Source organism: Serratia sp. ID 25-353 (assembly GCF_054792795.1).
Map to the genome: position 1 here is coordinate 2,014,520 of NZ_CM139236.1, position 12,135 is coordinate 2,026,654.

The window sequence follows — 12,135 nt, forward strand, 5'->3', positions numbered from 1 at the left end:
CGCCTTACTTAAACTGTTTGAGGAAACGCAGATCGTTTTCGAAGAATGCGCGCAGGTCAGTGACGCCGTAACGCAGCATCGTCAGGCGCTCCATGCCCATACCGAAGGCGAAGCCGGAGTAAACTTCCGGATCGATGCCCACGTTGCGCAGCACGTTCGGATGCACCATGCCGCAGCCCAGCACTTCCAGCCACTTGCCGTTCTTGCCCATCACGTCCACTTCAGCGGACGGCTCGGTGAACGGGAAGTAGGACGGACGGAAACGAACCTGCAGGTCTTCTTCAAAGAAGTTGTTCAGGAAATCGTGCAGCGTGCCCTTCAGGTTGGTGAAGCTGATGTCTTTATCGACGATCAACCCTTCCATCTGGTGGAACATCGGGGTGTGAGTCTGATCGTAGTCGTTACGATAAACACGGCCCGGCGCAATGATGCGGATCGGCGGCTGCTGGTTCTTCATGGTGCGGATCTGCACGCCGGAAGTCTGGGTGCGCAGCAGGCGCGTGGCGTCGAACCAGAAAGTATCGTGGTCGGCGCGCGCCGGGTGATGCCCTGGAATGTTCAGCGCGTCGAAGTTATGGTAATCGTCTTCAATCTCCGGGCCGGTGGCAACGGAGAAGCCCAACTCGCCGAAGAAGGTTTCGATACGGTCGATGGTGCGGGTCACCGGGTGCAGGCCGCCGTTCTCCATGCGACGGCCCGGCAGGGACACGTCGATGGTTTCAGCCGCCAGGCGCGCGTTCAGCGCAGCGCTTTCCAGCGCGTTCTTACGCGCGTTCAGGGCGTCTTGCACCTCTTGCTTGGCCTGGTTGATCACCGCGCCGGCCGCCGGACGGTCTTCCGCCGGTACGTCACGCAGAGACTGCATCTGCAAGGTGAAATGACCTTTCTTGCCAAAATATTCGACGCGCACCAAATCTAACGCGGCAACATCCTGGGCATCTTCTACGGCTGCCTTGGCATTGGCAACCAGCTCTGCGAGATGTGGCATTGCTTTCCTCTTCCTCTGGCCGGGATGGCCCTAAGTAATTGTTATCTATTATTCGAACACGCCTTTGAGCAATCTTCAAAGACTTTTCAATGCGTTGTCGGCCAGGTGACTCACCTGCGCGGCACAGGGCCGGCTGAGCGTCTGCCACCCTCGCCGCAGAATGCGCAAGGCGAGACGATGGCCAAAAACAAAAAAGCCTCCACGAGGGAGGCTTAGGCGCTACTTTTCGTTTCTTTTCTTACGCGCAAAGCCTCCTGATATCAGGCGCTAAAGTAAAAAAAGAAACGAAAAATAGCTGCGTGCATGATTGCGGTACCTTGTCGATGATTGTCCACCAGTGATATAGCGGCGGGCAATGAAAGTCAATATTTGTCGCTGAAAACAAAGATTAAAAGAGGGAGCAAGCTCCCTCTTCTACTGACTTACGCCAGAGCTGCTTTCGCTTTCTCAACCAGTGCGCCGAAGGCCACTTTGTCGAAGACTGCGATGTCAGCCAGGATCTTACGGTCAATTTCGATCGACGCTTTTTTCAAGCCGTTGATGAACTTGCTGTAAGACAGACCGTTCTGACGAGCAGCTGCGTTGATACGTGCAATCCACAGCTGACGGAACTGACGCTTACGTTGACGACGGTCACGGTAAGCGTACTGGCCTGCTTTGATTACTGCCTGGAAGGCAACACGATATACGCGCGAACGGGCACCGTAGTAGCCTTTCGCCTGCTTCATAATTTTCTTGTGACGTGCGCGTGCAATTACACCACGTTTTACGCGAGCCATATGCTCTCTCCTAAAGTCTTATTCTAAATTCAAAAAAAAATGGCTTATGCGTACGGCAGGCACGCGGTAACCAGGACCAGATCGTTTTTAGACACCATGCCTTTCGGACGCAGGTGACGTTTACGCTTGGTTGCTTTTTTGGTCAGAATATGACGCAGGTTGGCATGTTTACGCTTAAAACCACCGCTGCCGGTTTTTTTGAAGCGCTTGGCTGCACCACGTACAGTTTTAATCTTTGGCATTTTAATTAAATCCACTTCGCATTGTTAAACAACGAATCAGTTGGGCGAATAAAACCCACACAGCGCAAGCGCCGCGCGGGTTCCATTACTTGTAAGCCTTACTGTTTCTTCTTAGGAGCGAGCACCATAATCATCTGGCGGCCTTCGATCTTCGTAGGGAAGGACTCGACCACTGCCAGATCCATATCTTCACACAGGTCTTTACGGACGCGGTTAAGCACTTCCATACCGATCTGCTGGTGCGCCATCTCACGCCCGCGGAAACGCAGGGTGATTTTGGCTTTATCGCCATCTTCCAGAAAGCGAATCAGGTTGCGTAGTTTGACCTGATAGTCGCCATCATCGGTGCCAGGACGGAATTTGATTTCCTTAACCTGGATAACTTTTTGCTTCTTCTTCTGTTCTTTCGTCGACTTGCTCTTCTCGTAGAGGAATTTGCCGTAATCCATGATTCGGCAAACTGGCGGTTCGGCATTTGGGCTGATTTCTACTAAATCAACGCCCGCTTCCTCAGCTTTTTCAAGAGCTTCATTCAGACTGACAATACCAATCTGCTCGCCATCGACGCCGGTTAGGCGAACTTCTTGCGCGCGAATTTCTCTGTTAATGCGATTAGGACGCGCCGGTTGAACTCGTTTTCCGCCTTTAATACTTTATTCCTCCAGTTGATGAAGACTACGGCTGCGAATCTCTTTCAGCAGCTTGTCTACGACTTCGTTTACGTCCAGGCTTCCCAGGTCTTTGCCACGGCGGGTACGAACGGCAACTTTGCCTGCTTCGACCTCTTTGTCGCCGCACACCAACATGTAAGGGACTCGACGTAAAGTATGTTCGCGAATTTTAAAGCCAATCTTCTCATTTCTCAAGTCCGCTTTCACGCGAATGCCTGCATCCTGCAGTTTTTTGGTCAATTGCTGGACATAATCGGACTGGCTGTCGGTGATATTCATCACCACCACCTGCACCGGAGCGATCCAGGTCGGGTAGAACCCGGCGTATTCTTCGGTAAGGATACCGATGAAACGTTCCATGGAGCCCAAAATGGCGCGGTGAATCATTACCGGCACGACGCGATCGTTGTTTTCGCCAACATACGAAGCGCCCAAACGGCCCGGCAAGAAGAAATCGAGCTGCACGGTACCACATTGCCATGCGCGATCCAAACAATCATGCAGGGTAAATTCAATTTTCGGTCCGTAGAAGGCGCCCTCACCCGGCTGATATTCAAACGGAATGCCGTTCTCGGTCAGCGCGGCGGCCAGGTCTTCTTCCGCACGGGTCCACATGTCGTCGGTGCCGATGCGCTTTTCCGGACGAGTCGACAGCTTGACGGCAATCTTGTCGAAACCGAAAGTGCCGTACACGTCATACACCATGCGGATGCATTCGTTCACTTCGGCGCGCACCTGCTCTTCGGTACAGAAGATGTGGGCGTCATCTTGCGTGAAGCCGCGCACGCGCATCAGGCCATGCAGGGAACCCGATGGCTCGTTGCGGTGGCAGCTGCCGAATTCGCCCATGCGCAGCGGCAAATCGCGGTACGACTTCAGGCCCTGGTTGAAGATCTGCACATGGCCCGGGCAGTTCATCGGCTTGATGCAGTATTCGCGGTTTTCCGACGCGGTGGTGAACATGGCGTCTTTGTAATTTTCCCAGTGGCCGGTTTTTTCCCACAGCACGCGGTCCATCATGAACGGACCTTTCACTTCCTGGTACTGATACTCTTTGAGCTTCATGCGCACGAAGGCTTCCAGCTCGCGGAAGATAGTCCAACCGTCGTTGTGCCAGAACACCATGCCCGGCGCTTCTTCCTGCATGTGATACAGGTCGAGCTGTTTGCCGATCTTGCGGTGATCGCGCTTGGCCGCTTCTTCCAGACGTTGCAGGTAGGCGTTCAACTGCTTCTTGTCTGCCCAGGCGGTACCGTAGATACGCTGCAGCATTTTGTTTTTGCTGTCGCCGCGCCAGTAAGCGCCGGAAGTTTTCTGCAGCTTGAAATGGTGGCAGAAACGCATGTTCGGCACGTGCGGACCGCGGCACATGTCGACGTATTCTTCGTGGTGATACAGGCCAGGACGATCGTCATGGCTGATGTTCTCATCCAGGATCGCCACTTTGTAGATTTCGCCGCGCTCAGCGAAGGTGTCGCGGGCTTCTTGCCAGCTGACCTTCTTCTTGATGACGTCGTAATCCTTATCGGCCAACTCGTGCATCCGCTTTTCCAGCAGATCCAGGTCTTCCTGCGTCAGGGTGCGGTCGATATCCACGTCATAATAGAAACCGTTGTCGATCACCGGACCGATCGCCATTTTGGTATCCGGCCACAGCTGCTTGATCGCATGACCCAGCAGGTGAGCGCAGGAGTGGCGCATGATTTCCAGACCGTCTTCATCTTTGATGGTGATGATGGCCAGCTGCGCATCCGATTCGATCAGATCGCCGGCATCAACCAGCTCGCCGTTGACGCGGCCGGCGATACAGGCTTTCGCCAGGCCAGGGCCGATATCGCGCGCGACATCCATCGGGGAAACGGGGTGGTCGAAATGACGCTGACTACCGTCAGGAAGAGTAATAACAGGCATTAATAATTCCTTATCTACAGTGGTGACCCACACGACAGATCACATGCAGTACGAAAATTGGATTTTGGGTTTGGTCAGCCAGGTTTCAGATCTCGCCCACAATTGCCAGATTGAAACCTCACTGGGTATACAGAATGGAACGCATACCTTCTCAGCCGCATTCGGCTAAGCGAATAGTATCACTAAAATTGTTCCGGATAAATAAAGTGCCGCCGCCCTCACACTTTCGCCTCATTCGGCGCAAAAACGGTTTTCATGTAGCTGAGGGTGGCCAGCAGGCACAGGCCGTAGCCCAGCAATTCGCAGCCTTCTTCCACCATGTTTTTCACTACCCGGTTATAGCCGTCCAACATCAGCGTTTGCCACAACGCGCTCATGCCGAACAGGCGTGAAAACACCAGAATGCACAGCAGGCCCGCGCACATCATGCCGTAGCCGGGATGCGTCACGAAATCGGCCAGGCCGCGCACCGTCCCCGCAATGTGCCTGGCGGCATGCCACAGGCAGGCCAAGGCGACCGCCAGCGCGAACCACACCCAGGCGCCGTGCCACAGCGCATCGAAGGCGAAGTCCATCTCGCGGATCAACATGCAGAGAAAGAAGCCACCGACCAGCATCCAGGCGGAGCGGCGTTCGGCCTGTCGCCAGGCCGCGGCGAAAAAACCGCCGGCGATGGCGAGCAGCAACAGTTCCTGCGCCGCTTCGGTCAGCGAGGTTTCATGCACAAAATTATGCAGCCAGTGTACGTCGATAAACACCAGGCCGACCAAAGCCGCCAAAAAAGCGCCGTAGAACAGAAAGGCAACGGCCTTCCCCAGCAAAATATGCAGTTCTTGTTTCATAATCACACTCATTATTATTTACAGCGCATCTATGTTATCCACCTGTTCTCAGGGATCGTGGCAATTGATGCCTAATACCGTATACAGCGATAAAGGTGGTCATTAATCACGCCGCAAACAATAAAAACCCCGGCACATGGCCGGGGGGAAGCGCCAGTCTTTCCTGGCTGTCATTTCATCACCGTCAGTATTTCAGGCTCTCATCCCTCTATCATCGAGACGCGCAAACGAGCCTGGAAATTACGCCTGCGGAGATGATACGGTTACACGCCGGGCGTTGGTGTTAACGCCCCACAAGCCTGCCAATGCACTGACCACTGCGCCAATCAACAATGCAAAGAATGACCACAGGGCAGCCCGAGACAATTCGTCCGCAGCCGCGGCAGCCTGTTCGCGCGCCTTCTGTTTCAGCTCAGCATACTCCTGTTTTGCCTGATTGATTTTTGCTTCGGCTTCATCCAAACGCTGATTAACCAGCTGCGCAGTTTTATTTTTGGCGTCGACCAAATTCTTCACAGTCTGGTCTACTTCCTGCGGCGTCATATTGGTATTTTCAACCAGCGCTTTTTTCAGTGTGTCTTGATCCACATCTTGCGAGATGGCCTCACCATGTTTTTTAAGCTTGTCGACCAGTTGCTTAATAATTGCATCGCTATTGTCAGGCTGAAGTGCCAGGGCTTTTACTGCGTCTGCCAAATCAGTCTTGGCCGCATTCAACTGTTGCTGCATGAATTCAGGCTGCAATGACGGAATACCACTTCTTTTAAGCGCCGTAACCACATCACCATGCAGCTGTTCAGGTTCCAACGTGGTGTCTATACCCAACTTGTCAAACACCTTGCCACCCACGTCCGCTAACCCGGTTGCCCCTTTGCCAATCGCTGAACCGGCACCGGAGAGCAAGCTGCCAGAGGTCGAAGCGATAGCACCCAGCGCATTGCCGGTGGCCTTCACTGCAGACCCGACCAGCATCCCGCCCAGCACCGCCGCCACAATCAGTGACGTAGCCCATACCAGGAAGCCATGAATAAGGCCGTCATTAGCAGCCAAACGTCCGGCAATAAAAGCGCCGGCAGCCAAGCTAATAATGATTGAAACAGCGGACCAAATCACTACGGTGGTACCGGCTCCATTGATTGGATCGTCTGACGTCGGATCCACGATGGAAAATCCAAGGCTGGTGCCCAACGTCGACAGCAACAGTGAAACAGCCAATACGGTGATAACACCACCAATGACGCTGCCCCAGGAGATTTTTTTCGCCGCTACCCATTCTTTTGCCACTTCCATAGTAAAACTCCTTTTAAGCTTTTCGATTATAAAGAAATGCCACAAAGCCTTACCAGTATAGAAGTGTTTAATCTCTTAAGCGGTTAAATGGTAGAAACAGTTAAAAATAATTAATCATAATTGCAGCACGGGCGTGCCTACTCTCGGCGACAACACGCTGACAGAGCGTCTTGGCATCACTATCCTTACGTTATTCACGGGTGAACAGGTCTTGAGCTCATAATATGAACCGGTTACTCGCAGTCCTCGTCGTGCTATGCGCGGTATTAGCGACGCTGTATGGGCGGGTGCATTTTGGCGCGCGTTCAGTGCCGCGGGCGATTGCAGTCAATGAAGCGCCGCTGGGGTGTGAGGATGAACCGGAGCTCGCCGGCGAGTGCAACGGCGAAGATGAAACGCCGGCCGACGGTTAATTAACCTTACGAGCTATCCCCATTGCCGCCAGGCACGCGGCAGGCTAGGCTGTTCAGCTCATGGGCCGCCGCGTGGCGGCTTGAACGTTGCACAGGGAGTTTTTTATGACGGGTATTTTGCAGTTATTCCAGGCCATCGGACTGGGTTTGGTGCTGCTGTTGCCGCTGGCCAACCCGCTGACCACGGTGGCGTTGCTGCTTGGGTTGTCCGGCAATATGACGCGCGAAGAGCGCAACCAGCAGTCGCTGATGGCCTCGGTTTATGTGTTCTGCATCATGACGGTGGCGTTTTACGCCGGGCAGGTGGTGATGAACACCTTCGGCATTTCGATCCCCGGCCTGCGCATCGCCGGCGGCCTGATCGTCGCCTTCATCGGTTTCCGCATGTTGTTCCCTCAGCAGAGCCCTGAAGAGGCGCCGGAGGTGGAGAGCAAGTCGCACGAGCTGCGGCACAAGACGTCGGCCAACATTGCCTTCGTGCCGCTGGCCATGCCGAGCACAGCCGGGCCGGGCACCATCGCAATGATCATCAGCTCGGCGTCGAGCGTCAAGGCGAACTCTCTGGGTTTTGAACCCTGGGTACTGGCGGTGGCACCGGTCGCCATCTTCCTGACGGTCGCAGTGATCCTGTGGGGCTGCCTGCTCAGTTCCGGCGCTATCATGCGGTTGGTGGGGAAAAGCGGCATCGAGGCGATCTCGCGCCTGATGGGCTTCCTGCTGGTGTGCATGGGCGTGCAGTTCATCATCAACGGCGTACTGGAGATCATCTCCACCTATACGCCGGCCGCCGCCTAAAGATCAAAAACGGGCGCGTCGTCGCGCCCGTTGCCGTTATTTCCCCGTCGGCGCCTGCGCGCCCAAAATGCCCTTGCCTTCCGGCACTTCGGTAAAACGGCTGAGGATCTCGCTGTAGGTCCTGGCCGGATCCAGATCCGGGAACTGTGCCGGATAGATAAACTTCGCCAGATACTCCAGCCCGACAATGTTGTACGGATGGTTGTAGAAGTTATGGTAGATGCCGTAGAAGCGCCCTTCTTTCACCGCCGACACCTGCGCGAAGCCCGGACGCTGTTTCATGCGGTTGAAAGCCTCATCCACCTGCTGCTGCGTGACACCATAGCCAAACGGCACCGCGGCGTTGGTCTTGCTGGCCCACTGCGAGCCGGAAACGATGTAGGCATCCGGTTTCATGGCGATCACTTTTTCCAGCGCCACGTCGCCGGTCGCGCCCGGTAACAGCGCAGAGCCGATGTTGCGCGCGCCGACCGCCTCTACCAGAGCCCCCCAACCGACGTGAGCATGGGTGAAGCAGCAAGATTCCAGCCCGTTCAGGCCGGCCTTGGCTTCGAAGAATACCAGCGGCTTGGGTTCCACCGCCTGCGTCTTGGCCAGAATGGCCTGATAGTGCTGCTGATAATAATCGGTATATTGTTTGGCTTCACTTTCGCGGTTGAGGGTTTCCCCCAGCAGCGTCACGCTTTTCGGCGTGTTTTCCACCGGCTTGAGCATGGTGTCGATAAACAGCACCGGCACGTTCAACGCCTTCAACTTATCCAGCACGCCGGTTTGGCTCAGGGAAGGTTTGGAGCGCAGCTGGGCGATCATCAGATCGGGCCGCTTGGCGATCACGCTCTCCAGATTCACTTCACCTTTGTCGCTAAAGCCCATATCGATGATATTTTTCGCCGCCGGCCATTTGCTCTGCAAGATAGTCCAGGTCGCCGCGTCACTTTTCTTCAGCAGGTTGTTCCAGGCCACCAGCCGGCCGAACGGGTTGGCACGATCGAGCAGCGCCAGCGTGAGAATGTCGCGCCCGTCCTGCACCACGATGCGTTTCGGTTCTTGCTGGAGGGTGAGCGTCTGGCCGGAGGTGTCGGTCAGGGTCAACGGATAGGTGGTGGCCATCGCCGGAGAGGCTAACACGACGGCGCAAACCAGCGCCGGCAAAGTGATTCGACGGTGCACGAAAGACTCCTTAGTCATGAACACAATCAGGAAATACTAATGAGAATGGCTTGCATTATCAAAGATAACGCCCAGCAACCCGGCGATTAATTGCAAAGGGATGTGTAGAGAGAGGTTGAGAGGCGCGCCGGAGGCGGCGCGCCCAAGGGATCATACCAGGCCGTAGATCAGCGCCGACAGCGCAATCAGGCCCATCACCAGCACGAAGACGTTGCTCGCCGCGCGGTATTTACGCATCGCCGGTACCGCGCGCACCGCGTACATCGGCAGAATGAACAGGATGGCGGCAATCAGCGGGCCGCTGATGGTTTCGATGATGTGCAGCGCGCTGGGGTTCCACACCGTTGCCGCCCAGGTGAGCAGGAACAGCGCCACCGCCGAAATGCGGTGCGTCATACGCGAACTGAGCGGTTTGCCGACCGCGCGCGTGACGCCGTCGATCAGGCTGGTCGCCCCTTCCGTTACCCCCAGCGAGGTGCCGAGATAGGATTTAGCCATTGCCAGCATCGCCATCACCGGGCCGAGATAGGCAATCAGCGGGTTGGAAAACTTGTTGGCCAGGGTGGTCAGCACCGTGATGTTCTGATCTTTCGCCTGCTGCATGTCTTCATGGGACAGGCTCAGCACGCAGCTGAACACGAAAAACAGCACGGTGACGCAGATCAGCACATAGCTGTAGCGCATAATGCGCGCGCAGCGGCGTTCCGCCTTATCGCCATACAGGCTCTTCTGGGTCGAGGCGAAGGAAGAGATGATCGGCGCATGGCTGAAGGAGAACACCATCACCGGCACCGCCAGCCACAGCGAATGCCACAGCCCCGGCGTGTCGAAGCGAGTGGCGGCCAGGCCATGAACGAAGTTGGCGGTATTCCAGCTCGGCATCAGGTACAGCGAAATGCCCATCAGGAACACCAGCAGCGGGAACACCAGCATGCCCATCGCCGCCACGATGCTGTCTTTGCCGCGCAGCAGCACCAGATTCAGTACCACCACCACCGCCAGGCTCAGCCAGATGCGCGGCAGCGGCGCCACGTGGAACTGGTGGATCAGGAAGCTGTCCAGCGCGTTGGTGATCGAAATGCTGTACACCAGCACGATCGGGAAGAACGCCATCAGATACAGCATCATGATGATTTTGCCGGCCAGCACGCCGAAGTGTTCCACCACCACATCGTGAATATTGCCGTCGCGGCTGGAGCCGGAAAGCACGAAGCGGCTGAGCGCACGGTGCGGCAAATAGGTCAGCGGAAAAGCGAACAGCGCCATCAACAGCAGCACCAGCGGGCCGTTCAAACCGGCGTTGATCGGTAAGAACAGCGTGCCGGCGCCCACCGCGGTGGCATAGAGACCGAACATCCAGACGGTGTCGGTTTTGTTCCATTTGGCAGGCTGAGCGGCCGTCAGCGTGCCTGAATCGGGAGAAATCGTACTCATGAGACAGTCTACCTTAATCTGCGGCGCCAACGATTGCGCCTAACGGGATATCCTTCTCCGCGAACTTTTTAATAGTAATCAGTGAATTAAAGCGATATTTCATACTTACGCCTGATGGAAGGACGGCAAAGGATAATGAAAAATACCCTGCGGGTCTATGTTTTATCGGCCGAACGGACGATTTGCGAACAGGAAATGCTGAAAAAACCGGCACAGGCAGGAAAAACTAAGGGCCCCTTGCGGAGCCCTTAAGCGATTTACTTCTTCGCGTCCGGATGATCCGGCACCTCGGCGCTGCCCATCTCCTTCTCGTCACGGATCATCGAGCGGTCTTTACGCACGTCGGCCACGTCGGAGGCGCTCACCGGTTTGGCGCTGTTGCCCCAGCTGGTGCGGATGAAGTTCACCACGTCCGCCACCTGCTGATCGTTCAGACGCCAGCCAAACGGCGGCATGGTGATGTTGGACACCGCCCCCTGCACCGCCGGCGTAGTGTTGCCGGTCAGCACGATGTGGATCAGCGAGGTCGCGTCCTCGGTCTGCACCACCGGGTTGCCCTTCAGCGACGGGAAGGCGCGCTTGTAGCCCACGCCGTCGGTGCGGTGGCAGGCCGCGCAGTTATCGACATACAGCGCCGCGCCGGGCTTGCTGTCGTCGCCGCGCCACAGATCCTTGGCCACGCTGTCTTCGACCGGAGCCGCCTGCTGCTTGCCGTCTTTCGGCGGCAGCGATTTCAGGTAGCGTGCGATGGCGGTCAGATCGTCGTCGCTCAGGTATTGCAGGCTGTGCTCCACCACGTCGCTCATGCCGCCAAACACGATCGCCTTATCGTTACGGCCGGTTTTCAGGAACTCGGTCAGCTCGGCTTCGCTCCAGCTGCCCAGGCCATCCTTGCGGTCGCTGCGCAGGCTGGAAGCCACCCAGCCGTCGATCGGCGCGTTGCTGCCGGACAGGTAATCGTCGCTTTCGCTGTTGCTCAGCGCTTTTTCCTGCATGGTGATGCTGCGCGGGGTATGGCAGGCACCGCAGTGGCCCAGGCCTTCCACCAGATAACGGCCGCGCTCAATCACCGGATCGGCCTTGGCGTCAGCCACGAAGTCCGCCGGCGACGGTGCGAACATGCCGCGCCAGATGCTCAGCGGCCAGCGCATCGACAGCGGCCACGGGATATCGGAATCCTTGTTGGCCTGCTCCACCGGCTGCACGCCGTGCATGAAATAGGCATACATGGCGCGCATGTCGTCTTCTTTCACCAGCGCGAACGACGGATACGGCATCGCCGGGTACAGGGTGCTGCCGTTTTTGGCTACGCCCTTACGCACCGCGTTGTCGAAATCCTCGAAGCTGTAATCGCCGATGCCGGTTTTCTTGTCCGGCGTGATGTTGGTGGAGTAGATGGTGCCAATCGGCGTCTCCATCGCCAGACCGCCGGCGAAGGTTTTGCCGCTCTTGCCGTCGGTGTGGCAGGCCACGCAGTCGCCGGCGCGCGCCAGGTATTCACCGCGCTTGATAAGCTCGCTGCTGACGGTGGCGTCCTGCGCCCAAACGGAAAAACTCACTGCACTGAGAACCAGTGCCGGTACAAATGCTTTCATCGTTC

General features: G+C 56.4%; 13 protein-coding genes and 1 other annotated feature. Of the genes, 2 read left to right on the top strand and 11 right to left on the bottom strand.

The genetic code is table 11. The annotated features are described in order from the left end of the window. Window positions 1-4: 4 nt before the first annotated feature. The 8 genes from pheS to ACYF6X_RS09635 all read right to left on the bottom strand — a co-directional run bounded on the left by pheS (window position 5) and on the right by ACYF6X_RS09635 (window position 6,723). A complete protein-coding gene (gene pheS / locus ACYF6X_RS09600) occupies window positions 5-988 on the bottom strand; it encodes a phenylalanine--tRNA ligase subunit alpha (protein ID WP_004931416.1) in 984 nt (327 codons plus the stop codon). A gap of 186 nt (window positions 989-1,174) precedes the next feature. Next, window positions 1,175-1,297 (bottom strand) — a sequence feature (Phe leader region). Beyond that, on the bottom strand, window positions 1,249-1,293 hold the full coding sequence (pheM, locus tag ACYF6X_RS09605; RefSeq protein WP_121626058.1) for a pheST operon leader peptide PheM: 45 nt from the start codon (window positions 1,291-1,293) through the stop codon (window positions 1,249-1,251). (Overlaps the previous feature by 45 nt.) A gap of 113 nt (window positions 1,298-1,410) precedes the next feature. Then, window positions 1,411-1,767, bottom strand: a complete 357-nt coding sequence (rplT, locus tag ACYF6X_RS09610; RefSeq protein WP_004931417.1) for a 50S ribosomal protein L20 — start codon at window positions 1,765-1,767, stop codon at window positions 1,411-1,413. Between the two features lie 44 nt (window positions 1,768-1,811). Continuing rightward, window positions 1,812-2,009, bottom strand: coding sequence for a 50S ribosomal protein L35 (gene rpmI / locus ACYF6X_RS09615; RefSeq protein WP_004931418.1), 198 nt, complete (start codon window positions 2,007-2,009; stop codon window positions 1,812-1,814). A gap of 98 nt (window positions 2,010-2,107) precedes the next feature. Beyond that, on the bottom strand, window positions 2,108-2,659 hold the full coding sequence (gene infC, locus ACYF6X_RS09620; protein ID WP_048233542.1) for a translation initiation factor IF-3: 552 nt from the start codon (window positions 2,657-2,659) through the stop codon (window positions 2,108-2,110). Window positions 2,660-2,662: 3 nt separating this feature from the next. Continuing rightward, entirely contained in the window at window positions 2,663-4,591 is a 1,929-nt protein-coding gene (gene thrS / locus ACYF6X_RS09625) for a threonine--tRNA ligase (RefSeq protein WP_025159696.1), read from the bottom strand. Between the two features lie 218 nt (window positions 4,592-4,809). Next, complete coding sequence (locus tag ACYF6X_RS09630; RefSeq protein WP_107226886.1) at window positions 4,810-5,433, bottom strand: hypothetical protein; 624 nt, start codon at window positions 5,431-5,433, stop codon at window positions 4,810-4,812. Between the two features lie 240 nt (window positions 5,434-5,673). Further along, window positions 5,674-6,723: an AAA family ATPase gene (locus ACYF6X_RS09635; protein ID WP_130017974.1), complete on the bottom strand. Its 1,050-nt coding sequence runs from the start codon at window positions 6,721-6,723 to the stop codon at window positions 5,674-5,676. Between the two features lie 224 nt (window positions 6,724-6,947). Here ACYF6X_RS09635 and ACYF6X_RS09640 point away from each other — a divergent pair, with 224 nt between their 5' ends. Together ACYF6X_RS09640 and ACYF6X_RS09645 are read left to right on the top strand one after the other, a co-directional pair. After that, window positions 6,948-7,136 (top strand): hypothetical protein, encoded by a 189-nt coding sequence (locus ACYF6X_RS09640; RefSeq protein ID WP_063989682.1) that lies wholly within the window; start codon window positions 6,948-6,950, stop codon window positions 7,134-7,136. 105 nt (window positions 7,137-7,241) lie between these two features. Further along, window positions 7,242-7,931, top strand: a complete 690-nt coding sequence (locus ACYF6X_RS09645; RefSeq protein ID WP_063989681.1) for a MarC family NAAT transporter — start codon at window positions 7,242-7,244, stop codon at window positions 7,929-7,931. A gap of 36 nt (window positions 7,932-7,967) precedes the next feature. Here the strand turns inward: ACYF6X_RS09645 and ACYF6X_RS09650 are convergent, their stop codons facing one another. The 3 genes from ACYF6X_RS09650 to ACYF6X_RS09660 all read right to left on the bottom strand — a co-directional run bounded on the left by ACYF6X_RS09650 (window position 7,968) and on the right by ACYF6X_RS09660 (window position 12,130). Beyond that, the gene (locus ACYF6X_RS09650) at window positions 7,968-9,101 is read right to left on the bottom strand and encodes an ABC transporter substrate-binding protein (protein WP_130017973.1); all 1,134 of its coding nucleotides are present in this window, start codon (window positions 9,099-9,101) and stop codon (window positions 7,968-7,970) included. A 150-nt stretch (window positions 9,102-9,251) separates the two neighbouring features. Next, entirely contained in the window at window positions 9,252-10,535 is a 1,284-nt protein-coding gene (locus tag ACYF6X_RS09655) for an SLC5/6 family protein (protein ID WP_063989679.1), read from the bottom strand. A gap of 257 nt (window positions 10,536-10,792) precedes the next feature. Beyond that, the gene (locus tag ACYF6X_RS09660) at window positions 10,793-12,130 is read right to left on the bottom strand and encodes a c-type cytochrome (RefSeq protein ID WP_043143369.1); all 1,338 of its coding nucleotides are present in this window, start codon (window positions 12,128-12,130) and stop codon (window positions 10,793-10,795) included. Window positions 12,131-12,135: the final 5 nt, after the last annotated feature.